We start from the raw sequence: 21,344 nt of genomic DNA on the forward strand, positions 1-21,344 counted from the left end.
CGCGCCGTAAATTGGCGTTTTGTGTCAAGTTCAGGAAATGAGATCAAGAATTTGATAAAACTGTATATTACATCTCGATCCCGCAATTGCACGGTGTCAACTTCGACAAGTTCGCGCGCTGGTGTTGACTTGGCCGGAGGCCCGGCTACAGACGCCACCGCATTCGGGGAGCCGCTCCCCACTGGTCCAATCCGTTCGCCGAGTCCTGTCGAAGGGCGTCCCGGATTTCCTTGGCAGGGTGGAGGACTCTATCCATGCCTAACGTAACCGTGATTGGCGCCCAGTGGGGCGACGAAGGCAAAGGCAAGATTGTCGACTGGCTGGCTACGCGCGCCGATGTGGTGGTGCGCTTTCAGGGCGGCCACAATGCCGGCCACACGCTGGTGGTGGGCGATAAGACCTATAAACTCTCGCTGCTGCCATCGGGCATCGTCACCGGAACGCTGAGCCTGGTCGGCAACGGCGTGGTACTCGATCCGTGGGCGCTGAAGAGCGAGATCGAGCGGCTTGAAGCCCAAGGCGTCGCGATCACGCCCGACAACTTCGGCATTGCCGACAATTGTCCGCTGATCCTGCCGGTCCACGGCGAGCTCGACGTGATGCGCGAGGCCGCTGCGGGCAAGGGCAAGATCGGCACCACCGGGCGCGGCATTGGCCCTGCCTATGAAGACAAGGTCGGCCGCCGCGCGATCCGCGTGTGTGACCTCTCGCACCTCGACGAACTCGAGCCGCAGCTCGATCGCCTGTGTGCGCACCATGATGCATTGCGCGCAGGGTTCGGCGAACCGCCGATCGACCGGTCCGCTCTGCTTGCCAAGCTGCGCGAAATCGCTCCGTTCGTGCTTCAGTATGCGCAGCCGGTGTGGAAGCGGCTTAACGAGGTGAAGAAGGCCGGGGCCAAGATCCTGTTCGAGGGCGCGCAGGGCGTGCTGCTCGATGTCGATCACGGCACCTATCCTTTCGTGACCAGCTCGAACACCGTTTCGGGCACGGTGGCGAGCGGCTCGGGCATGGGGCCCGGCGCGGCGGGCTTCGTCCTCGGGATCGTCAAGGCCTACACCACCCGCGTGGGCTCCGGCCCGTTCCCGACGGAGCTGGAAGACGAGACCGGCCAGCGGCTGGGCGAACGCGGGCACGAGTTCGGCACCGTCACCGCGCGCAAGCGTCGGTGCGGCTGGTTCGACGCGGCGCTGGTGAAGCAGACCTGCGCTATCTCGGGCGTGACCGGCATTGCGCTGACGAAGATCGACGTGCTCGACGGGTTCGAGACGATCAAGATCTGCACCGGCTACACGCTCGATGGCGAACCGATCGACTACCTGCCCGCCAATGCGCAGGATCAGGCGCGGTTGGAGCCGGTCTATGAAGAGATCGACGGCTGGGAAGGGACCACGGTGGGCGCGCGCAGTTGGGCCGATCTTCCGGCGCAGGCGATCAAATATATCCGCCGGATCGAAGAGCTGATTGAGTGCCCGGTGGCCAGCGTTTCGACCAGCCCCGAGCGTGAAGATACGATCCTGGTGCGCGATCCCTTCGCCGACTGACTCCTGGCCTCGGGGTTTATGCTTAACGAATTCTTGACAAGGCCCTGATTTGTTCTCATTGTGTTCGCATTCACCGCTGGGGAGTGCGAAGAGATGGGTCAAGCCGCCTTAATCGATTTCACCTATGAAATGGCCGCTGACAGCGCCGGTATGAAGCTGGCGCTGTCGGTGTTTTCGGATCGGGCGGAAATTCGCGATGATCTGCGCGAGGATGCGGAGATCGCGGGGTTTGCCTTGCGCCAATGCGGCCCTCTGGCGGAGCTGCTCGATGCCGATCCGCGGCCCTTGGGTGAACTGGTGTTCCTCGACTGCCCCGATCTCGACGGGGCAGGCTATGCTGCGCTCAGTCAGCTCGATGAGCGGGCAGGGCGAACGGGGGCGCGGCTGATTGTGTCGACCACGGTCGATGCGCTCGATGCGGTTTACGGTTGTTGCGCGACGAGCCATCCGCAGATCCTCGTCAATCCGCGCCGGGCGGACCGGGTGATTGCGCTGGGCCGGATGCTGGCCGATCTATCGGGTCTGCGCGTGCGCGAATTGTCGGAGGAGGATCGGCTTACCCTGCTGCGCATTACCGAGCAGGTCAGCCACATTGCCGAACGAATTGATATGCTGACGCCGGATTCGACGGCAAAGCCTTCTGGCGAAAGCGTTTTCCGTTTCGGATCTGCGGCGCCTTCGCGGCGGCGCAATGGCGAAGGGCCGGTGCGCGCGACACGCCCGCCGCTCCCCGATCCGCGTCTTGTGCGCCGGATCATCCAGCAGCGCCAGCTGCGCGGGCGGTTCTTCGATGGCGACCTCTTCTCCGATCCGGCCTGGGACATGCTGCTCGATCTGACCGCCGCAAGGGCTGAGCATTTGCGGGTGTCGGTGACTTCGCTGTGCATTGCCTCGAGCGTTCCGCCGACCACGGCGCTCAGATGGATTTCGCAGATGACCGAAGCTGGACTGCTCGAACGGTTCGAGGACGATACCGACCGTCGCCGCGCCTTCATCCAGCTGACCGAGAAGTCGTCCGATGCGATGGCGCGCTATTTCCACGAACTAGGCCAGGCGGCCGCGCAGATGGTGTGAGGGGATGGGCTCGTGTGCCCTGCGCTTCGCTCGGGAGTTTTGACGCGCATTCATCCTCTGGATGGATCCACCTAGTCAAAACTGGTGGGCGGTGACGGGCTCGAACCGCCGACCCTCTCGGTGTAAACGAGATGCTCTACCAACTGAGCTAACCGCCCCTGAGGCCATAAGCCCCATAGAGCAGCGGCGCTTAGCGGAAGGTTTATGTTCTGAAAAGAGGTTCCCTGCGGGATTGGCGACGTACTGGCGAAATGCAGGGGGCTTCGCTAGGCATCGCGGCGATGCAACCACTGTCGATCGCCATTGCCGGGTGCGGCATTTCAGGTCTTGCCTCGGCGCTGTTGCTGTCGCGGGCAGGCCACCGGGTATGTCTGTACGAACGCTTCGCGGCGCCGCAGCCGGTGGGTTCCGGATTGATGATCCAGCCGACTGGCATGGCAGTCCTGGCCGAACTGGGACTCGCCGAGAGCATGACGGCGAAGGGCGCGCCGGTAACTGGCTTGCTGGGGCTGAACCGGGAGGGCGAACCGGTCCTCGAAGCTGCCTATTCGGATTTGCCGCGAGCGAGCGTGTTCGGTCTTGGCATCCACCGGGCGGACTTGTTTGGCATCTTGTACGAAGCAGTGCTCGCCGAACGCATTCCGATTGAGACAGGCTTTGCCGTCAGCCAGTTTGCCGAAGAGGCAGGCGGGGCAGTGCTGATAGACGAGCAAGGCCGCCGCTCTGCGAGCCGCGATCTGGTTGTCGATGCGCTCGGTCTGCGCTCACCGCTGGTGCCGCCTGTCAATGCGCTGCTGCCTTTTGGCGCGCTTTGGGCGAACGTCGAACTGCCGAAAGGCGCGCCTTTCTGCGGCGACCTGCTCGAACAGCGCTACGAGCGGGCTTTGCGAATGGTCGGCGTCTTGCCAGTCGGCGTCGGGCGGGCGGCCTTCTTTTGGTCGCTAACGGCAGACGAATATGCAGCATGGCAAGCGGGCGGCATGGCGCGCTGGTGGGATGAGGTGGAGCAACTGTGGCCGCAATGCTGTGCCTTTCGCCAACAATTGCGCGAGGCCGACCAGCTTGTGTTCGCGCGCTACGCCCATCGCACCTCGCGCCAGTCGCCCAGCGAGCGCCTGGTTCACCTTGGCGACGCCTGGCATGCGGCGAGCCCGCAGCTGGGGCAGGGCGCGAACATGGCCTTGCTCGATGCCTATGCCTTGGTGCTCGCCCTGAAGGCGCAGGATCTCGCTGCCAGCAAGGCCCGCTTCCTTGCGCTCAGGCAGTGGCACGTTCGGCTCTATCAGGCCCTCACCTGGGCCTTCACCCCGCCATTCCAGTCTGCTGCCGCATGGCCTGCGATCTTGCGCGACCTGCTGCTGGCCCCCGCCTCCCGCGTAGGGCCGGGTCCGCGAATGAAGGCGCATCTGGTGGCGGGGCTGGCGGGCGATCCGCTCACCCGGCTCGGCCTTGCGATGCCCGACTACTTGGTGCTCGCCGCTTCCAGCACCGCCTCGCGTGCCTCAGCGGTCGACCAATCATAGGCACCGATCACTCGCCACACCTCCTTGCCCTCGGCATCGTACAGGATGGTCAGCGGCAGCACTGCGCCGCCGCCATAGGCGAAGGCGAGCGCGTTGTCGGGGTCCATCCACGGTTCAAGCGCGGCGAAATCGTGGTCGGCGAAGAACGGCTTGACGGCTTCGGCCCCGCGCAGGTCTTCGCTCACTGTTATAACCCGCACCGTGTCCCCCAGCTCGTCTGCCATGTCGTCGAGCAACGGCATCTCGATCACGCAGGGCGCGCACCATGTCGCCCACAGGTTGAGCAGGAAAGGCTGCCCGTCCGTCTCGGCCAGGGCCAGTTCGGTGCCGTCGGGCTGGCGCACGGTCACCACGGGCACCTCATCACCCGCCAGCGAGCGGTCGAGCGTTCCGGTAAGCGTGGTGTCAGTCGCTTCGGTGCTCGCAGCTTGCGTGTCTGGCTCTGCGCCGGTATCGCACCCGGCCAGCAGCGCCGCGAGGCAGGCCACCAGCAATTCCGGGGATTTTCGCAGTTTGACCAAGGATAGTTCCTCCAACGCCATGTGGGGCGGACGGTTTGCCGAAGGCCCTTCGGCAATCATGCGTGAAATCAATGCCTCGATTCCGTTCGACAAGGCCCTTTGGCGACAGGATATCGCCGCAAGCAAGGCTCATGTCACCATGCTTGGTGCACGGGACATCGTTTCTGGTGCCGATGCCGAGACTATTCTGGCCGGGCTCGACAAGGTCGCGGAAGAATATGAGGCCAGTGGCGTCCCCGAAAACTGGGACCTTGAAGATATCCACATGACCACCGAGAGCCGCCTTGCCGAACTGATCGGCCCGGTGGCTGGCCGCCTGCACACTGCGCGCAGCCGCAACGATCAGGTGGCGACCGACTTCCGCCTCTGGGTGCGCGACGCCATCGACGAGACGCTCGCCGGGCTCGATGCCCTGCGCCGCGCGCTGGTCGAACAGGCGGGCAACCATGCCGACTCGATCATGCCCGGTTTCACCCACCTGCAGACCGCGCAGCCGGTCACGCTCGGCCACCACCTCATGGCCTATTACGAGATGGCGAGCCGCGACGTATCGCGCTTCGAGGATGCGCGCGCCCGGCTCAACCGCTCGCCGCTCGGCAGCGCCGCGCTGGCAGGCACCGGCTTCCCGATTGACCGCGATATGACCGCCCAGGCGCTCGGCTTCGATAGCCCGACCGACAACAGCCTCGATGCCGTGTCCGACCGCGACTTTGCGCTCGACTACCTCTCCGCCGCCACCCAGTGCAGCCTGCACCTGTCGCGGCTGGCGGAGGAGTTCGTGATCTGGGCGAGCCAGCCCTTCGGCTTCGTGCGCATGGCGGATAGTCTTTCTACCGGCTCCTCGATCATGCCGCAGAAGAAAAACCCCGACGCCGCCGAGCTGGTGCGCGGCCATGCCGGCCGGATCATGGGTTGTTTCACGTCGCTGATGGTGACGATGAAGGGCCTGCCGCTCGCCTATTCGAAGGACATGCAAGACGACAAGCCGCCGGTGTTCGAGGCGCACGGGCTGCTGGGCCTTTCCATCGCGGCGATGGTCGGCATGATTGCTGACAGCACCTTCAAGACCGAGCGGATGCGGCAGGCGGCGGAACTCGGCTATGCCACGGCGACCGACCTTGCCGACTGGCTGGTGCGCGAAGCAGACATTCCTTTCCGCGAGGCGCATCACATCACCGGCGCGGCGGTAAAGCTGGCCGAAAGCAAGGGCTGCGCGCTCGACGAGCTGTCGCTCGACGAATTGCAGGCCATCGATGGCCGGGTGGACGAGCGCGTCTACAAGGCGCTCTCGGTCGAGGCATCGGTGGCCGCGCGCTGCTCGCACGGTGGCACTGCGCCTGCCGAAGTCCGAAAACGCGTGGCCGAGGCGCGATTGGCACTGGGGATGGGCGCGTGAGGCGCGCCGCACTCCTGATTGCCGGCTCGCTTGCGCTTGTCGCCTGCGGCCAGCGCAACGAGCTTGAGCCCGCGCCCGGCCGTGCCTTGCCGCCCGCGCCCTATGGCGTGAGCGAGCCGCTCACCTCCAGTCAGTTGCTGGCAGTGGACCCACAGGCTGTGCCCGAGCGCAGCGTGGAACTGCGCAGCGAATCCGAAGAACGGGAGGACGATCCGTTCGACCTCCCACCCGAAGGGTAAGAAACATTGGATCATTTTCAGCTTCGTAACGGCGAGATGTTCGCCGAGGACGTTCCGCTCGCCCGCATCGCGGACGAGGTCGGCACGCCCGTCTATGTCTATTCGCGCGCCACGTTCGAGCGCCATGCCCGCGTCTTCCGCGAGGGGCTCGCCGGGCTCGAGCGCAAGCCGCATATCGCCTTCGCCGTGAAGTCGAACCCGAACCTTGCCGTGCTGAGCCTGCTCGGGCGCGAAGGTTATGGAGCGGACGTGGTTTCAGGCGGAGAGATGGCGCGTGCCATCGCGGCGGGCATTCCGGCAGCCGACATCGTGTTTTCTGGCGTGGGCAAGACCGCGCGCGAACTGGCCAAGGGGCTCGACGAACAGATCGGCCAGTTCAACATCGAGAGCGAGGAAGAGGGCGTCGAACTGGCGCAGATCGCGGCGGAGAAGGGCGTGACAGCTCCCTGCGCGCTGCGTGTGAACCCCGATATCGATGCGGGCACCCACGAGAAGATCTCGACCGGCAAGAAGGACAACAAGTTCGGCGTGCCGATTGACCGCGCGGGCGAGATCTACGCGCGCCTTGCGGCCTTGCCGGGGCTGGAGATGCGCGGGCTTGCCGTCCACATCGGCAGCCAGTTGTCCGAACTGGCTCCGCTCGAAGCGGCCTTCCTGCGGCTCGGCGAACTGCTCGGTGAGATTCGGGCGGCGGGTGACACCGTCACCCATATGGACCTCGGCGGCGGGCTTGGTGTGCCTTACAAGAAGGGCGAGGCCTACCCGAGCCCGGCAGACTATGGCGCGATGGTGGCCCGTGTCACCAAGGGCTGGGACGCGACGCTCATGTTCGAGCCGGGCCGTGTGATTGCGGGCAATGCCGGGGTGCTGCTCACCCGCGTGATCCGCGTGAAGCGCAATGCTAACCGCGATCCGTTCGTGATCGTCGATGCGGCGATGAACGATCTGGCGCGGCCCTCGCTTTACGGTGCCTGGCACGATTTCGACGCCGTGCGACCCAGCGGCGCGCGGATGGTGGCGAACATCGTCGGCCCGATCTGCGAGACCGGCGACACCTTCGCCACCGGGCGCGAGATCGAAGCGGTCGGACCGGGCGATCTTGCCGTGTTCCGCACCGCCGGAGCCTATGGCGCGACCATGGCGAGTTCCTACAACTCGCGCGGGTTCGTGGCCGAGGTGATGGTCGACGGCGAGGAATTCGCCGTTGTTGCCGACCGCATCCTGCCCGAAGCGATCACCGCTGCCGAGCGCGTGCCCGACTTCCTGAAGCGCTAGGGCTGCCGATGCGCTCGCTCCCGCTCTTCCACCGTATTTCCGGTCAGCCGGTGATCGTGCTGGGCGAGGGCGAGGCTGCGGTGCCCAAGGCGCGTCTCGTGGAACGTGCGGGTGGCAGGGTGATTTCCGATCTCCAGCGGGGAATCGACGAGGGCGCGCGGCTGGCCTTTGTCGCCCACGAGGATGAGGCGCGGTGCGAGGCCGATGCCCTGCGGCTGCGCGGCGCCGGGCTGCTGGTCAACGTGGTCGACAAGCCCGACTGGTGCGACTTCACCACACCGAGCCTGCTGGAGCGCGATCCGGTGCTGATTGCGGTCGGCACTTCGGGCGCGTCGGCGGGGCTGGCCAAGCACCTGCGCTTGCGGCTCGAGGCTCTGTTGCCGCCGTCGCTCGGAAAGCTGGCGCAAGGGCTGGCCGAGGCGCGCGGTGCCTTGCGCAAGGTCTTTCCCGAGTCTGCCGAGCGCCGCCGTGCGCTCGACGCGGCGCTGGGCGAGGGTGGAGTGCTTGATCCCCTCGATTCGGGCAGTGCGGAGCGGCTTGGGGAATGGCTGGCCGCTGGTGGCGAGGCTGCCGCGCCCGCAGTGCATGAATTTACGGTTGTGAGCGACGATCCCGATGACCTCACGCTGCGTCAGGCGCGTCTGCTCGGGATGGCCGATGCGGTGATCGCCGATCCGAAGGTTAGTGAAGAAGTGTTGGTTCGCGCACGCGCCGATGCGGTCCGGTTTGCCTTGCCCTACGATGGCGAGATGCCTGCGGGGCTCGTAGTGATTGTGCGCCGAGCTTAGAACATTCCGCCCGCCAGCCGGTCGATAGCTGCTTGCAGGATGATCGCGGCGGCGTGGCTGTCGATGCGCTCGGCGCGCTTGGCGCGGCTGAAATCCTGGTCGATCATCGCCCGCTCGGCGCTGGTGGTGGACCAGCGCTCGTCCCACAGCAGCACCGGCAGCCCGAGCCCCTGCTCGGACATCTGCGCCAGATTGCGCGCAAAAGCACGGCTGGCCTGCACGCGTGGCCCCGCGCTGCCATCCATGTTGAGCGGCAGGCCGATCACCACGCCCACCACCGAGCGGGCGGCGCACAGGTCGGCCAGCGCAGCGCGGTCACGGCCGAACTTGCCCTTCGGCAGGGTCTTTCCCGCCGTTGCGAAGGTCCAGCGCGCGTCGCACAGCGCGGTGCCGATGGTCTTGGTGCCGAGGTCGAGCCCGAGCAGCACCCCGCCATCGCCCAGCGCCTCGCGGAAGGCGGGAGCCTCTTCGGTTACGAGCGCGCTTGCTGCCATGCTTGCACCCGACGCACGACGTCGGCCTTGAGGTTCGCCCAGAACAACGGGATGTCGTAGACGTGGTAGTTGTTGCCGGGCAGCACGTACTGCCCCATGTCGACGGGCTCGCCGATCAGCAGCAGACCGTTGGCATCGCACCGCGCGCCCACGGCAGCGGATACCAGCTCGCCATCGGAAAGGTCGGAATTGGGCACCAGTGTGCCGATGTTGGCGCTGGCTGCCGCATCTCCGCCCGCGCTTCCGGTGAGCGGGTTCACGCAGAGGATCGGGCTGCCCACGCGGCTTTGCCCGTCGAGCCCCGGGGTGGTTTCGTAGCGGGTGAGCAGCAGGCCAGGCTCGGCCGGTTCGGCAAAGCTCACCCAGTCGCTGATGCAGGCAGGCTGATCGGGGCTGGCGCAGGCGGGCAGGCCAAGCAGTGGCAGATCGTGTTCCAGCGAAATCGGCCAGCCGATCGGATAGGCGGCAGCGATTCGCTCCTGCAACGGCGTCCCGATAACGCGGTCGGTCAGTAGGCGAGTAATGTGCAGGCCGCCCTGGCTGTGTCCGGCGAGGATGATTGGCACGTCGGGGGCGATGCTTTCGAGGAAGAAGTCGAAGGCCTGGCTGAGGTCGGCGTAAGCCGCATCGAGCGCTTGCTGTGCCTCGGGGGCGTCGGTGAGGAAGGCGCCGAAGGTGGCCTGGCGATAGCGCGGAGCCCAGATCTCGCTGGCGTCGTTGAAGGCGCTGGCCATTCCGCGCACCATCAGCCGGGCGCGCCGCTGCGATTCCTCGTGGTCTAGCGGGGCATTCCAGTGCGCGCGATCGAGATAGCTGGTGGGGTGGATGAAGAACACGGCGAAGGCCGGGGTGGTGTCACCCGCCGCTTGCACCGGAGCCGCAGCGGGACTGGGCGTCTCGGGACGTTCCTCCGGCTCTGTCTCCGATTCGCCATCGGTCGCGGCGGCCTCGCCGGGTTGCCAGCGCGCGGGGTCATCCTCAATCGCGAGGCCGGGGCGGCTGAACCACATCGCGGGATCGTGGTAGGCGATTTGCTCAAGCGGTGCCTGAGCCTCGAACTCGCTATCCGGGACCAACGCGATCTTGGTGACATCGTCGGCGTAGATGCGCAGGCCAAACAGAACTGCGGCCACAAAGACGATGCCGAATACGATAAAATAGAGGAACTTACGCAGGGTCGCTCTCCCCGGAGACAGCAGCTTCGTCGCGTGCGTTCTGCTCGCTGCGCCGTTCGAGCGCGACCTTGATCATGGCCAGCAGCGGGTCGGCCAGGAACAGGCCGAGGATGCCGAACAGGATGCCCATGATCAGCTGCATTCCCAACACCAGCGCCGGAGCCAGATCGACCGTTTTCTTGGCGATCATCGGGATCACGATGTACCCGTCGATATTCTGCACCAGGAAATAGACGACGATGGTGTAAATCCCCATCTCGGTGCCGCCCGAGAAGCCCACCAACACCATCAGCACGCCTGAGACCACCGCGCCGATGTTGGGAATGAAGGCGAGCAAGCCTGTTAGGATGGCAAGCAGGGCAGGCATGGGGATCGCGTCGCCCGTTACCACGCCGTAAAGCATCAGCATGAAATAGGTGAAGATACCTTCGACCACCATTCCCACGATGCGGCCAAACATCAGCCGCCGCATGGTATAGCCCATGCGCTCGGCGGTGAGATAGAAATCCTCGCGCCGGGTGCGGGGCAGCATCCAGGCCACCCCGCGTTCGTAAAGGCGCGGCTCGATAGCGACATAGACGCCGATGATGAGGATGAGGACCACGGTCGTCAGTCCGCCCAGCAACCCGCCCAGCGCGCGGGTGACGGTGCCGACGCCGTCCATTGCTTGGCCTGCCATGCCCTTCAGGTCGTCGAGTGCAATCTCGAAGCCCTGGCCCCTGGCCCAGAGAAACAGCTCGCGCGCTTGCTGTTCGACGATCTCGGGCAGTTCGGCTGCCTCGCGCGAAATTTGCGAGCCGGCATACATCGATAGCCAGACGAGAAACCCGGTTCCGCCCGCCAGCACGATGGTGACGCGCCACGGGCGGGCGATGGGCAGCCACCGTCCGAGCAGGCGGGCCCCACCGTCGATCATAGAGGCAAAGACCATGGCACCGAAAATCACCAACAGGCTTTGCGAGATATAGATCGCGAGGATCACAAGGCCGACGATGATGGTCCAGACGAGCGCCCGGGCGGCCTCGAACCGGAGTTCCGGGCTGGTGATACTCGCCGGGCTTGCTCCCATTTCCCGATCGTCGTTGTCGCGCTGGGCCATGGTCTAGTCCCCGTCCTTCTGCGGGCGCAGGCTGGTCCATGCGCGGTCGGGCCGCAGGGCGGAGAACCAGCTCAGAGGATTGTAGCTGGCGCTGCCGTCAAGCGAGAAGGTGATGAATTCGGCGCGCCCGCCGACATTGGCCAGCGGCACCGGCCCGCCGAGCCCGCTTGCAAAGATCGGCGCGCGGCTGTCGGCAGAATGGTCGCGGTTGTCGCCCATCAGAAACACGTGGCCATCGGGCACGGTGATCACTTGCATATTGTCTAGGGTCTGGTTCTCGTGGTCGATGATCAGATAGCTGGCCCCGTTGGGAAGCGTCTCGCGGTAGGTTGGCGGCTCGTAGACCGTGGTGCCATCCTCCAGCTGCACGCGAAAGGGGGCGAAGGCGGCCATGCAGTCCCTGCCATCGCACTGTCCGTCCTCGTCGGCAGGCAGGCGCACCGGCGGCTCGACCGCCTGCGGCACCGGTTTGCCGTTCAGGATGATCTGCCCGTTGACCACGGCGATCCGGTCGCCGGGAAGGGCGACCACGCGCTTGATATAGTCTTCGGCATGGGTCGGCGGAACGGCGATGACGATATCGCCATATTCGGGCGTGCCGGGCGCAATGCGCCAGTCGGCGCGGGGCAGCAGGTGGAAGCTCGCCGAGACCCAGCTCCAGCCATAGGGCCACTTGCTCACCACCAGCCGGTCACCCACCAGCAGGTTGGGCATCATCGAGCCCGAGGGGATGTAGAACGGCTTGGCGACGAAGGTGTGAAAGGCCAGCACCGCCAGCAGCATCAAGGCAAGACCGCGAATCTCGGCCAGCCAGTCGACTTTCTCTTTCTCGCCGGTCTTGTCGGATGAGGAGGAGGTGGTGGCGTCGCTCATGCGGGAAAGGCCTCAAGTATCACGAAGGCTTGCGCCCATGGATGATCGTCGGTCAGGGTCAAGTGTATCTTCACAAGGTGTCCATCCGGGGTCAGCTGTGCAAGCCGTGCCGCCGCCCCTCCGGTCAGATCAAGGGTGGGGGCACCCGAGGGGGCATTCACCACCCCGATATCCTTCATGAACACGCCAGCACTGAACCCGGTCCCGACAGCCTTAGAAAAAGCTTCCTTGGCGGCGAATCGCTTGGCGTAGGTTCCGGCCTGCGTGTGGGGTCGACGGGCGGCCTTGGCATTCTCGATATCGGTGAAGACGCGATTGATGAAGCGTTCACCGAAGCGGTCGAGCGAGTTCTGGATGCGCTCGATGTTGCACAGGTCGGAGCCGAGGCCGATAATCACGACGCGATACTTTCGTCGCCCCGGACTTGATCCGGGTTCGGGCTGTTCTCGTGGTGGGGGGTGTGGCTCACCGCGCGTCGTCCATCAGTTCGCGCATCCGAAGCACCGCCGCTTCGAGCCCACAGAAGATTGCCTCTCCGATAAGATAGTGCCCGATGTTCAGCTCGGCGAGCTGGGGAATCGCGGCGACCGGCTGCACGTTATCGTAAGTTAGGCCATGGCCGGCGTGCGGCTCGATGCCGTTCTTCGCGGCGAGGGCAGCCATGTCACTGAGGCGTTTCAATTCGCGTGCAACCTTCTCGATATCCCCGTCGAGCCCGGCATGGGCATATTCGCCCGTATGGAACTCGACCACCGGTGCGCCAAGGCGCAAGGCGGCCTCGATCTGGCGCTCGCTGGCCTCGACGAACAGCGAGACGCGGATGCCTGCGTCAAGCAAGCGCCCGACAATTGGCGCCAGCTGGTTGTGCAGCCCCGCCGCATCGAGCCCGCCTTCGGTGGTGCGCTCCTCCCGCTTTTCGGGGACGATGCAGGCGGCGTGCGGCTTGTGGGCGAGGGCTATGGCGAGCATCTCGTCGGTCGCCGCCATCTCGAAATTGAGCGGCAGGTCGGTCGCGTCCTGAATGCGGCGAATGTCTTCGTCGCGAATATGCCGGCGATCTTCGCGCAGGTGCGCGGTGATGCCGTCGCCGCCGACTCGGGCCACGATCTCGGCCGCGCGGACCGGGTCGGGATGGTCGCCGCCGCGCGCGTTGCGGATGGTCGCGACATGATCGATGTTCACGCCAAGCCGCAGCTTGCCCGGATTGAGGACGTTCGACTCGGCCATGGTCAGGCGCGGCTCCCCGGCTTGGTGACGGGGATTTCGGCCAGTTCGTCGGGCAGCTCGTCCTCCGCGTAGGTCGGGAAGTTCAGCGCCACGAGCGGGAAGAACGGCACGCCCAGGTCGGCCTCGCCATTGGAGCGGTCGACCAGCGCAACCTCGGCCACCACCTTGCCGCCCTCTTCTCCCACCGCGGCAATCGCCTCGCGGCTGGACAGGCCTGTGGTCACCACGTCCTCCACCATCAGCACCTTTGCGCCCTTTTCTAGCGCGAATCCGCGCCTCAGGTGGAACTTGCCCTCGGGCCGCTCGAGGAACATCGCGTCTTTCTGCAAGGCGCGGCCCATTTCGTGCCCTATTATGATGCCACCCATTGCGGGCGAGACCACGGCATCGATGCTGGCGCGCAGATCGCGCGGGATCTGCTGGGCAAGGGCGATGGCAAGGCGTGCCGCGCGGTCGGGGTTCATCAGCACGCGCGCGCATTGCAGATAGTGTGCCGAGTGGCGGCCCGACGAGAGGCGAAAATGCCCCTCCAGCAAGGCGCCGCTGGCGCGGAACTCGGCGAGGACCTCGTCTTGTGTCATGATGGGGGACGTTTCCTGTTATTTGTGCGAACGATTTGCAACTGGACCGGTGTTTCCACCGGGGCCTGAAAAATTCCCTAGAAGCGCTTGAGGCATGGGGCAAGCGGGCGTATAGGCGCGCCTTACAGGCCCCATTGAGGGGCAAGAAGGCCTGTGCGCAGGGGCTTGGATTCAGGGTTCGCGCGCTACAAAAGAATGGAAAGCTTCGACGCAATGACTTTCGGCGACATCGCCCGCAAGCCGCTCACCTTCCTGACCATGCTGGTCGCGGCCGTCTCTTTCACTGCTTCTCCGCAAACTGTCTTTGCGCAGGATCAAGCCGTCACCGCGCCGATCGAGGCTCCGGTCGATGCCGCTCCTGCTGACACGGCTGCGCCTGCTGCCGAGGCGGCGCCCGCTTTCGAGCACTACGGGCCGGATATGATCAAGGGTCAGCCGACTCCCGGCGGTCTCGGCTTCCAGGATCAGTACACCGCGAACGGCAACTATGCCTTGTGGATGCACGATGCGATCCTGCTGCCGATCACCGTGGTGATCAGCCTGTTCGTTCTGGCGCTGCTGTTGTGGGTGATCGCGCGATACAATCGCCGTTCGAACACGGTGCCTTCGAAGACCAGCCACAACACGCTGATCGAGATCGTCTGGACCGTTATTCCGGTGTTGATTCTCGTCGTCATCGCGGTGCCGTCGATCACGCTGATCTCGCGCCAGTACAAAAGTCCGCCGGAAGACGCGATTACGATCAAGGCCAATGGCTACCAGTGGTACTGGGGCTATGAATATGTCGACAACGGCGGCTTCGAGGTGATCTCGAACATGCTGAGCGACGAAGATGCGCTCTCTGCTGGTGAGCCGCATCAGCTCGCGGTGGACAACCGTATGGTGGTGCCGGTGGGCGTGCCGATCCGGTTGCAGACCTTCGGCGCCGACGTGATCCACTCGTTCGGTATCCCGTCGCTGTGGTTCAAGATCGACGCCGTGCCGGGCCGCATCAACGAGCGCGTGCTGACGATCCAGGAGCCGGGCATCTATTACGGCCAGTGCATGGAGTTGTGCGGTGCACGTCACGGTTACATGCCCATCGCCATCGAAGCGCGCCCGCTTGAAGAGTTCAATGCCTGGGTGCTCAGCCAGCCGGGTGGCACCACGCCGGAGCTTGAGGCCGCCGCTGCTGCGGAGGCTGCTGCCGCCGAGGCAGAAGCTGTCGCAGGCGAGGGCGATGCCAATGCCAACGAGGCACCGGCTGTCGGCACCGAAGCTGTCGCGCCCGACGCTATCGCGCCGACCATCTAATTATAACGAAACGAATAGCAAGCTAGGGTAGCATCGAAATGGCCACCACCGCAGACACCTTTCAGGCCCATGGCGAAGAGCATCATCACGATGCCGATCACAAGCCGGGCTTTTTCGCGCGTTGGTTCATGTCGACCAACCACAAGGATATCGGCACCCTTTACCTGATCTTCTCGATCATCGCGGGTATCATCGGCGGCGGCATTTCGGGCATCATGCGCGCCGAGCTGGCCGAGCCGGGCCTGCAGGTTCTGGGGACCGTGGTGAACATGCTCGGTGGCGATGGCGCCAGCTTCGACCAGCAAGGCCACATGTGGAACGTGCTGATCACCGCGCACGGCCTGATCATGGTGTTCTTCATGGTCATGCCCGCCATGATCGGCGGCTTCGGAAACTGGTTCGTGCCGATCATGATCGGCGCGCCCGACATGGCCTTCCCGCGCATGAACAATATCTCGTTCTGGCTGACCGTGGCGGGCTTCTGTTCGTTGCTGTTCTCGCTGTTCGTGCCCGGCGGTACCGGTATGGGCGCTGGCACGGGCTGGACGGTCTATGCCCCGCTTTCGACAAGCGGTTCGGTCGGCCCGGCGGTCGACTTCGCGATCTTCTCGCTGCACCTTGCCGGTGCCGGTTCGATCCTGGGTGCCACCAACTTCATCACCACCATCTTCAACATGCGCGCGCCGGGCATGACCTTGCACAAGATGCCGCTGTTCGTGTGGTCGGTGCTGGTTACCGCCTTCCTGCTGCTGCTCGCACTGCCGGTTCTGGCTGCGGCGATCACCATGCTGATCACCGACCGTAACTTCGGCACCACCTTCTTCGATCCGGCCGGTGGCGGCGACCCGATCCTGTACCAGCACCTGTTCTGGTTCTTCGGTCACCCCGAGGTCTACATCATGATCCTGCCCGGTTTCGGCATGATCTCGCAGATTATCGCGACCTTCAGCCGCAAGCCGGTGTTCGGTTACCTCGGCATGGCCTATGCCATGGTCGCGATCGGCGTGGTCGGCTTCATCGTGTGGGCGCACCACATGTATACGGTCGGCCTCGACGTGAACACGAAGATGTACTTCACCGCCGCAACCATGGTCATCGCGGTGCCGACCGGCATCAAGATATTCTCGTGGATCGCGACGATGTGGGGCGGTTCGATCCAGTTCAAGTCGCCGATGGTCTGGGCGATGGGCTTCATCTTCCTGTTCACCGTCGGCGGTGTGACCGGCGTCGTGCTCGCCAACGGCGGCATCGACGACAACCTCCACGACACCTACTACGTGGTGGCGCACTTCCATTATGTGCTGTCGCTGGGTGCGGTGACCTCGATGTTCGCAGGGTTCTACTACTGGTTCCCGAAGATGAGCGGCAAGATGCACTCGGAGTTCCTGTCGCACCTCCAGTTCTGGATCTTCTTCGTCGGCGTGAACATGATCTTCTTCCCGATGCACTTCCTCGGGCTGCAGGGCATGGCGCGCCGCTATCCGGATTTCACCGCGGCCTATGCCGAGTGGAACTACGTGGCCAGCATCGGCTATGCCATCACACTGGTGTCGGTTGGGGTGTTCTTCCTGAACATCATCTACGCCTTCGTGGCCGGCAAGAAGGCTCCCGGCAACTACTGGGGCGAGGGCGCCACGACGCTCGAGTGGAGCCTGTCGAGCCCGCCGCCGTTCCACCAGTTCGAAACGCTGCCGGTGATCGAGGATCATCACAGCGCGGACGACCATATCTCGACGAAGCCCGCGACTGCCTGAGCCGCGCCTTCTGATTGACGACAAACAGAAGGGGCGCGCCGGCAACGGGGCGCCCCTTCGCAAAGGACCAGATGTGAACACGACAACCGCCACCTTTGCTCCCACGCTTCCGGCCGACTGGCGCGATTTCCTCGCGCTGACCAAGCCGCGGGTGATGAGCCTCGTGGTGTTCACCGGGCTGTGCGGCTTGCTGGCCGCGCCGGGCTATCTTCATCCGGTGCTCGCCTTCACCGCGATCCTGTGCATCGCCATGGGAGCGGGCGGGGCGGCCGTGCTCAACCAGTGGTGGGAAGCCGATATCGATGCGCTGATGAAGCGCACTGCAAACCGGCCGCTTCCCGGCGGGCGGATGCGGCGCGAGGATGCGCGCGACTTCGGCCTGTTCCTGTGTTTCACCTCGGTGATCGTGATGGGGCTGGCGATCCATCCGCTGGCGGCAGGCGTTCTGGCGCTGTCGATCGTCTACTATTCGGTCATCTATACCATGTGGCTGAAGCCGCGCACGCCGCAGAACATCGTGATCGGTGGCGGTGCCGGGGCTTTCCCGCCGCTGATTGGCTGGATCGCGGTGACCGGTGAAATCACGCTGATGCCGGTGCTGCTGTTCGCAATCATCTTCACCTGGACACCGCCGCACTTCTGGGCGCTCGCGCTGTTTGTGAAGACCGACTATGCCAAGGCCGGTATTCCGATGATGCCGGTGGTGGCGGGCGAACGCTCGACCCGGCAGCAGATCCTTGCCTATTCGGTGATCCTGCTAGCCGTCGCGCTTGCCCCCTGGGCGATTGGCGGAGTCGGCGCGATCTATGGTGCGGCGGCGCTTGCCTTGTCGGCGGCCTTTCTGGTGCTGTCGGCGCGGGTGGCCTTCCGCCAGTCGCAGCCGGGCGACACCATGAAGCCGGAAAAGCAGCTGTTTGCCTTTTCGGTGTTGTACCTGTTCGCGCTGTTCGCCGCCTTGGTGGCTGATCGGATGGTGCTGGCATGACGCCCGAGGAAGAAAAAGAGTTCGTCCGCCGCCGCAAGGCGCGCAACGTGGTGATTGCCCTGGGGTTGTTCGGCTTCGTAGTGTTGTTCTACTTCATCACCATTGTCCGGATCGGAGGTAACTGATGTCGCAGACAGCAACCCTCGACGCGCGCAATCGGCGCACCATGCTGTTCGCATTCCTGGCGGCGCTGGGGATGCTTGGGCTTGGCTATGCTTCGGTGCCGCTTTACCGCCTGTTCTGCCAGGTGACGGGCTTTGCGGGAACCACTCAGCGCGCGAGCGAGGCCGACGCCGATCTGGCCGAGCGTTTTGCCGCAAGTGCGGGCGCGACGACCTATTCAATCCGCTTCGACGCCAACACCGAGCGCGACATGCCGTGGGACTTCCGGCCGCTTCAGCGCACTGACACGGTGACCATCGGGCAGCGCGACATGGCGATTTTCGTCGCCCGCAACAATTCATCGGAGCCGATTACGGGCACCGCCACCTTCAACGTCGAGCCCGAGCAGGCCGGCGCCTATTTCAACAAGATCCAGTGCTTCTGCTTCACCGAGCAGGTGCTCCAGCCGGGGCAGGAAGTGCGTATGCCGGTGCTCTACTTCGTGGACCCGAAGGCGCTGGATGATCCGAATATGGACGAGGTGGAACAGATCACCTTGTCCTATACCTTCCACCGCGCTGCCGACCAGTCGGCAACAAGCGAGGGGGAAGGCGAGAGTTAGGCTCTGGACCGCGCCGAAAGCGCGTTCTAAGGGCAAGTGCAAATCTGCCGATCAGGGAAGACAGACAATGGCCGGTGCCAAGAACCACGACTATCATATCCTTCCGCCTGACATCTGGCCGTTTGCCGGCGCGATGTCCGGGCTGGTGTTCACCAGCGGCATGGTCATGTTCATGCACTCCGACTATTTCACGAACTGGCATCTGGTGCTCGGCCTCGGCGTTGCAGGCCTGATTGCCACATTCTTCGGCTGGTTCTCGAAGATCGTGAACGAAGCGCAGGCGGGCGATCATACTCCCGTGGTGCAGTTGCACATGCGCTATGGCATGATCCTGTTCATCGCCTCGGAGGTGATGTTCTTCGTCGGTTGGTTCTGGTCGTGGTTCGATTTCGCGCTGTTCCCCTCGGCCATGGCCGAGGTGGTCGACGGCGTGTGGCCGCCGGCCGGTATCGAAGCGGTTATGAACCCGTTCGACCTGCCGCTGCTCAACACGCTGATCCTGCTCTGCTCGGGCACCACCGTCACCTGGGCGCACCATTGCCTGATCCATGGTGACCGCGACGGTCTGAAGAAGGGCCTGTGGCTGACCATCGCGCTCGGCGTGCTGTTCTCGGCCGTGCAGGTTTACGAATATGGCCACGCGCCGTTCGGCTTCGGCGGCAACACCTACAGCTCGGCCTTCTACATGGCGACGGGCTTCCACGGCTTCCACGTGCTGGTCGGCACGATCTTCCTGATCGTCTGCCTGGCGCGGACCTACAAGGGCCACTTCACCCCGCAGCAGCACTTCGGCTTCGAAGCTGCCGCCTGGTACTGGCACTTCGTCGACGTGGTCTGGCTGTTCCTCTTCATCACCGTCTACGTGTGGGGCGGCTTGGGTGCCGAATATCACTAAGGCCTGTTCGTGAGCGACGCCCACGATAGTACGAAGGGGCAGCCCACTATCGGTGAGGCTGCCCTTTTCGGTTTGTGTCCGCGCTGCGGCGCGAAGAGCCTGTTTGCAGGTCTCACCCGCTTCGCCGACAAGTGCCCCTCCTGCGGGCTCGACTTCTCGCGCTTCAATGTCGGTGACGGGCCGGCGGCCTTCCTGACCATGATCGTTGGTGCCCTGGTGGTGATCGGCGCGCTGTGGCTGCAGCTCTCGTTCGAGCCGCCCTGGTGGCTGCACGTGATCCTGTGGGTGCCGCTGACGACCGGCGGGGTGATCCTCGGGCTGCGGCTGTGCAAGTCATGGCTACTGGCGAGCGAGTTTTCGCGCCGGGCCGAAGAGCATCGTCACGAGTACAAGGGCGACGAATGATTTTCGGCATCCGCCGCTGGCCAATCGTTCCCACGCTGGTGGTGCTGCTGGCTGCAGCCATCATGGTGAAGCTGGGCTTTTGGCAGCTGGACCGGCTAGGGCAGAAGGAAGCGATGATCGCCGAGTTTTCGCGCAATGCGCAAAGCTCCTCGGTGGCGGAGCTGTCTTCGCTCGATGGCGCGGACGATCTTGTCTATCGTCGGGTGCGGTTCTCCTGCGCTACGCCTTCAGGCTGGACAGCGGTAGCCGGGCGCAGCGCCGATAATGCGGCGGGCTATGTCCATCGCTATGTCTGTCGCGCGGGCGAGCCGGCGCTGCTGGCCGACATCGGATGGTCGCGAGGCCCACGCGAGCCGACTTTCGCTGGCGGAGAGATCTCGGGCGTCCTGGTGCGGCTTGGCGAAGACTACAAGGTGGTTGCAAGCGATGGCCTTGCCGGGCTCCAGCCGATTGCGCGGCCCGATCCCAACGACATGCCGAACAATCACCTTGCCTATGCGGTGCAGTGGTTCTTCTTCGCACTCACTGCGCTGGTGATCTACGTATTGGCGCTGCGCCGCCGGCAGCGCGAGGCCTAGCCTACTTGTAGAAGCCGTGACGCAGGTTGATGCCGTGCTCGATCCAGGCCTTCATGGCCGCGAGCATTCCGGTCCAGCCTTCGCAATTCAGGAAAGCGCTGCGCAGCCCGCCTGGCGTGTCGCGCCATCCTTCCTCGACAATTTCAACCAGAGTCCGCCCGTCGTCGAGCGGCTTGAACAGCATGGTGACGGTGGTCTTGTAGTCTGCTTCTGCCAGCTTCGCACCGATTTCGCCGGTCTCGCCTTCGCTCGCGCTCCATTCGATCACGATCTTCTCATTGGGCAGAACCTCGACGACTTCGACCGGGACAGCTCCGGGAAAATCGTGGAAGTCCCACAAGACCGTGGAGCCCGCCTCCATCCGTCCCCTGGCCCCGCCAGTTGTGAAGTACTCCGATAGCTTGGCCGGATCGGCCACGGCCTCGAACACCTCTTCCACCGGCTTTGCGATCCGACCCGAGATACGAAAATTGACCTGCATGGACGCTCTCCTTGATTCGCTCTCAATTATGTTATAAAAACATCACATGTCAAACGATGAAGAACTCGACCGTGTGTTCAAGGCGCTCGCCAACGCCAACCGGCGGGCGATCTGCGATCAACTGAAGCTGCGTCCGCTCACCACCGGGCAGCTTTGTACCTGCTTGCCCGAGCTCGATCGCACCACGGTGATGATGCACCTGCGCGTGCTTGAGCAAGCAGGGCTGGTGGTTCCCGTGAGGAAGGGGCGCGAGCGGTTCAACCATCTTGACGCCATGCCCATTGCCGCAATTCACGAACGCTGGATCGGCCCCCACGCCGCGCGCGCGGCTAGCCGGCTGCTTGACCTCAAGAGCAAGCTCGAGACGGAAGAGCAGTCCGTCATGAGCGGCAAGGCATAGCTTGCGGGCGGCGCTCCTCG

Annotated in this window: 25 protein-coding genes and 1 tRNA gene; 16 read left to right on the plus strand and 10 right to left on the minus strand. The window is 64.4% G+C overall.

The window, feature by feature from the left end; genetic code table 11:
- Positions 1-254 precede the first annotated feature (254 nt).
- Positions 255-1,544, plus strand: a complete 1,290-nt coding sequence (locus ABDJ38_RS01010; RefSeq protein ID WP_346783212.1) for an adenylosuccinate synthase — start codon at positions 255-257, stop codon at positions 1,542-1,544.
- Positions 1,545-1,637: 93 nt separating this feature from the next.
- Positions 1,638-2,618 (plus strand): winged helix DNA-binding protein, encoded by a 981-nt coding sequence (locus ABDJ38_RS01015; protein ID WP_346783213.1) that lies wholly within the window; start codon positions 1,638-1,640, stop codon positions 2,616-2,618.
- Positions 2,619-2,700: 82 nt separating this feature from the next.
- Here the strand turns inward: ABDJ38_RS01015 and ABDJ38_RS01020 are convergent.
- Positions 2,701-2,776, minus strand: a tRNA-Val gene (locus ABDJ38_RS01020).
- Positions 2,777-2,899: 123 nt separating this feature from the next.
- On the opposite strand from ABDJ38_RS01020, the gene ABDJ38_RS01025 reads away from it, so the two are divergent.
- Complete coding sequence (locus ABDJ38_RS01025; protein WP_346783214.1) at positions 2,900-4,141, plus strand: FAD-dependent oxidoreductase; 1,242 nt, start codon at positions 2,900-2,902, stop codon at positions 4,139-4,141.
- Here ABDJ38_RS01025 and ABDJ38_RS01030 read toward each other — a convergent pair.
- Positions 4,081-4,662: a TlpA family protein disulfide reductase gene (locus tag ABDJ38_RS01030; RefSeq protein ID WP_346783215.1), complete on the minus strand. Its 582-nt coding sequence runs from the start codon at positions 4,660-4,662 to the stop codon at positions 4,081-4,083. The two genes, ABDJ38_RS01025 and ABDJ38_RS01030, sit on opposite strands and share 61 nt — an antisense overlap.
- A 19-nt stretch (positions 4,663-4,681) precedes the next feature.
- Between ABDJ38_RS01030 and argH the strand changes: the two genes are divergently transcribed.
- Genes argH through ABDJ38_RS01050 form a run of 4 tightly spaced genes read left to right on the plus strand, consistent with a single transcriptional unit; the run spans position 4,682 to position 8,360 of the window.
- Positions 4,682-6,058 carry an argininosuccinate lyase gene (gene argH / locus ABDJ38_RS01035; RefSeq protein ID WP_346783901.1) on the plus strand — a complete coding sequence of 459 codons (1,377 nt, stop codon included), beginning with the start codon at positions 4,682-4,684 and terminating at the stop codon, positions 6,056-6,058.
- A complete protein-coding gene (locus ABDJ38_RS01040) occupies positions 6,055-6,297 on the plus strand; it encodes a hypothetical protein (protein ID WP_346783216.1) in 243 nt (80 codons plus the stop codon). The genes argH and ABDJ38_RS01040 overlap by 4 nt, the downstream gene beginning before the upstream one ends.
- A gap of 6 nt (positions 6,298-6,303) precedes the next feature.
- On the plus strand, positions 6,304-7,572 hold the full coding sequence (gene lysA / locus ABDJ38_RS01045) for a diaminopimelate decarboxylase (protein WP_346783217.1): 1,269 nt from the start codon (positions 6,304-6,306) through the stop codon (positions 7,570-7,572).
- An 8-nt stretch (positions 7,573-7,580) separates the two neighbouring features.
- Positions 7,581-8,360: a precorrin-2 dehydrogenase/sirohydrochlorin ferrochelatase family protein gene (locus ABDJ38_RS01050; RefSeq protein WP_346783218.1), complete on the plus strand. Its 780-nt coding sequence runs from the start codon at positions 7,581-7,583 to the stop codon at positions 8,358-8,360.
- Here ABDJ38_RS01050 and ruvX read toward each other — a convergent pair.
- The 7 genes from ruvX to pyrE all read right to left on the minus strand — a co-directional run bounded on the left by ruvX (position 8,357) and on the right by pyrE (position 13,809).
- Positions 8,357-8,854 (minus strand): Holliday junction resolvase RuvX, encoded by a 498-nt coding sequence (ruvX, locus tag ABDJ38_RS01055; RefSeq protein WP_346783220.1) that lies wholly within the window; start codon positions 8,852-8,854, stop codon positions 8,357-8,359. The genes ABDJ38_RS01050 and ruvX overlap by 4 nt on opposite strands.
- Positions 8,833-9,987, minus strand: coding sequence for a DUF3089 domain-containing protein (locus ABDJ38_RS01060; protein WP_346783221.1), 1,155 nt, complete (start codon positions 9,985-9,987; stop codon positions 8,833-8,835). Before ABDJ38_RS01060 ends, ruvX begins: the two co-directional genes overlap by 22 nt.
- A 34-nt stretch (positions 9,988-10,021) precedes the next feature.
- Complete coding sequence (locus ABDJ38_RS01065) at positions 10,022-11,128, minus strand: AI-2E family transporter (RefSeq protein ID WP_346783222.1); 1,107 nt, start codon at positions 11,126-11,128, stop codon at positions 10,022-10,024.
- 3 nt (positions 11,129-11,131) lie between these two features.
- Positions 11,132-12,001 (minus strand): signal peptidase I, encoded by an 870-nt coding sequence (gene lepB / locus ABDJ38_RS01070; protein ID WP_346783223.1) that lies wholly within the window; start codon positions 11,999-12,001, stop codon positions 11,132-11,134.
- Positions 11,998-12,399 (minus strand): holo-ACP synthase, encoded by a 402-nt coding sequence (acpS, locus tag ABDJ38_RS01075; RefSeq protein WP_346783224.1) that lies wholly within the window; start codon positions 12,397-12,399, stop codon positions 11,998-12,000. Before acpS ends, lepB begins: the two co-directional genes overlap by 4 nt.
- A gap of 67 nt (positions 12,400-12,466) precedes the next feature.
- A complete protein-coding gene (locus ABDJ38_RS01080; protein ID WP_346783225.1) occupies positions 12,467-13,228 on the minus strand; it encodes a pyridoxine 5'-phosphate synthase in 762 nt (253 codons plus the stop codon).
- A gap of 2 nt (positions 13,229-13,230) precedes the next feature.
- On the minus strand, positions 13,231-13,809 hold the full coding sequence (gene pyrE, locus ABDJ38_RS01085; RefSeq protein WP_346783226.1) for an orotate phosphoribosyltransferase: 579 nt from the start codon (positions 13,807-13,809) through the stop codon (positions 13,231-13,233).
- Positions 13,810-14,004: 195 nt separating this feature from the next.
- Here pyrE and coxB point away from each other — a divergent pair, with 195 nt between their 5' ends.
- The 8 genes from coxB (at position 14,005) to ABDJ38_RS01125 (ending at position 20,443) form a co-directional block, all read left to right on the plus strand.
- Positions 14,005-15,102, plus strand: a complete 1,098-nt coding sequence (gene coxB, locus ABDJ38_RS01090; protein ID WP_346783227.1) for a cytochrome c oxidase subunit II — start codon at positions 14,005-14,007, stop codon at positions 15,100-15,102.
- 38 nt (positions 15,103-15,140) lie between these two features.
- Positions 15,141-16,856 carry a cytochrome c oxidase subunit I gene (gene ctaD / locus ABDJ38_RS01095; protein ID WP_346783228.1) on the plus strand — a complete coding sequence of 572 codons (1,716 nt, stop codon included), beginning with the start codon at positions 15,141-15,143 and terminating at the stop codon, positions 16,854-16,856.
- Between the two features lie 73 nt (positions 16,857-16,929).
- Complete coding sequence (locus ABDJ38_RS01100; RefSeq protein ID WP_346783229.1) at positions 16,930-17,841, plus strand: heme o synthase; 912 nt, start codon at positions 16,930-16,932, stop codon at positions 17,839-17,841.
- On the plus strand, positions 17,838-17,966 hold the full coding sequence (locus ABDJ38_RS01105; protein ID WP_346783230.1) for a hypothetical protein: 129 nt from the start codon (positions 17,838-17,840) through the stop codon (positions 17,964-17,966). The genes ABDJ38_RS01100 and ABDJ38_RS01105 overlap by 4 nt, the downstream gene beginning before the upstream one ends.
- The gene (locus ABDJ38_RS01110) at positions 17,966-18,565 is read left to right on the plus strand and encodes a cytochrome c oxidase assembly protein (protein WP_346783231.1); all 600 of its coding nucleotides are present in this window, start codon (positions 17,966-17,968) and stop codon (positions 18,563-18,565) included. Before ABDJ38_RS01105 ends, ABDJ38_RS01110 begins: the two co-directional genes overlap by 1 nt.
- A 67-nt stretch (positions 18,566-18,632) precedes the next feature.
- Positions 18,633-19,460, plus strand: a complete 828-nt coding sequence (locus ABDJ38_RS01115) for a cytochrome c oxidase subunit 3 (protein WP_346783232.1) — start codon at positions 18,633-18,635, stop codon at positions 19,458-19,460.
- 9 nt (positions 19,461-19,469) lie between these two features.
- Positions 19,470-19,865, plus strand: coding sequence for a DUF983 domain-containing protein (locus tag ABDJ38_RS01120; protein WP_346783233.1), 396 nt, complete (start codon positions 19,470-19,472; stop codon positions 19,863-19,865).
- Entirely contained in the window at positions 19,862-20,443 is a 582-nt protein-coding gene (locus ABDJ38_RS01125; protein ID WP_346783234.1) for an SURF1 family protein, read from the plus strand. The genes ABDJ38_RS01120 and ABDJ38_RS01125 overlap by 4 nt, the downstream gene beginning before the upstream one ends.
- Position 20,444: 1 nt before the next feature.
- Here the strand turns inward: ABDJ38_RS01125 and ABDJ38_RS01130 are convergent, their stop codons facing one another.
- Positions 20,445-20,924: an SRPBCC domain-containing protein gene (locus ABDJ38_RS01130; protein ID WP_346783235.1), complete on the minus strand. Its 480-nt coding sequence runs from the start codon at positions 20,922-20,924 to the stop codon at positions 20,445-20,447.
- Positions 20,925-20,970: 46 nt separating this feature from the next.
- Between ABDJ38_RS01130 and ABDJ38_RS01135 the strand changes: the two genes are divergently transcribed.
- Positions 20,971-21,324: an ArsR/SmtB family transcription factor gene (locus ABDJ38_RS01135; RefSeq protein WP_346783236.1), complete on the plus strand. Its 354-nt coding sequence runs from the start codon at positions 20,971-20,973 to the stop codon at positions 21,322-21,324.
- Positions 21,325-21,344: the final 20 nt, after the last annotated feature.

It is taken from the genome of Aurantiacibacter flavus (genome assembly GCF_039710615.1).
GTDB lineage: Bacteria > Pseudomonadota > Alphaproteobacteria > Sphingomonadales > Sphingomonadaceae > Alteraurantiacibacter > Alteraurantiacibacter flavus.

Coding starts and splice junctions, on each gene's coding strand:
- ABDJ38_RS01010 (WP_346783212.1), top strand. CDS start 255: ATGCCTAACGTAACCGTGATTGGCGCCCAGTGGGGCGACGAAGGCAAA.
- ABDJ38_RS01015 (WP_346783213.1), top strand. CDS start 1,638: ATGGGTCAAGCCGCCTTAATCGATTTCACCTATGAAATGGCCGCTGAC.
- ABDJ38_RS01025 (WP_346783214.1), top strand. CDS start 2,900: ATGCAACCACTGTCGATCGCCATTGCCGGGTGCGGCATTTCAGGTCTT.
- argH (WP_346783901.1), top strand. CDS start 4,682: ATGTGGGGCGGACGGTTTGCCGAAGGCCCTTCGGCAATCATGCGTGAA.
- ABDJ38_RS01050 (WP_346783218.1), top strand. CDS start 7,581: ATGCGCTCGCTCCCGCTCTTCCACCGTATTTCCGGTCAGCCGGTGATC.
- ruvX (WP_346783220.1), bottom strand. CDS start 8,854: ATGGCAGCAAGCGCGCTCGTAACCGAAGAGGCTCCCGCCTTCCGCGAG.
- ABDJ38_RS01065 (WP_346783222.1), bottom strand. CDS start 11,128: ATGGCCCAGCGCGACAACGACGATCGGGAAATGGGAGCAAGCCCGGCG.
- lepB (WP_346783223.1), bottom strand. CDS start 12,001: ATGAGCGACGCCACCACCTCCTCCTCATCCGACAAGACCGGCGAGAAA.
- ABDJ38_RS01080 (WP_346783225.1), bottom strand. CDS start 13,228: ATGGCCGAGTCGAACGTCCTCAATCCGGGCAAGCTGCGGCTTGGCGTG.
- pyrE (WP_346783226.1), bottom strand. CDS start 13,809: ATGACACAAGACGAGGTCCTCGCCGAGTTCCGCGCCAGCGGCGCCTTG.
- coxB (WP_346783227.1), top strand. CDS start 14,005: ATGGAAAGCTTCGACGCAATGACTTTCGGCGACATCGCCCGCAAGCCG.
- ctaD (WP_346783228.1), top strand. CDS start 15,141: ATGGCCACCACCGCAGACACCTTTCAGGCCCATGGCGAAGAGCATCAT.
- ABDJ38_RS01105 (WP_346783230.1), top strand. CDS start 17,838: ATGACGCCCGAGGAAGAAAAAGAGTTCGTCCGCCGCCGCAAGGCGCGC.
- ABDJ38_RS01110 (WP_346783231.1), top strand. CDS start 17,966: ATGTCGCAGACAGCAACCCTCGACGCGCGCAATCGGCGCACCATGCTG.
- ABDJ38_RS01115 (WP_346783232.1), top strand. CDS start 18,633: ATGGCCGGTGCCAAGAACCACGACTATCATATCCTTCCGCCTGACATC.
- ABDJ38_RS01125 (WP_346783234.1), top strand. CDS start 19,862: ATGATTTTCGGCATCCGCCGCTGGCCAATCGTTCCCACGCTGGTGGTG.
- ABDJ38_RS01130 (WP_346783235.1), bottom strand. CDS start 20,924: ATGCAGGTCAATTTTCGTATCTCGGGTCGGATCGCAAAGCCGGTGGAA.
- ABDJ38_RS01135 (WP_346783236.1), top strand. CDS start 20,971: ATGTCAAACGATGAAGAACTCGACCGTGTGTTCAAGGCGCTCGCCAAC.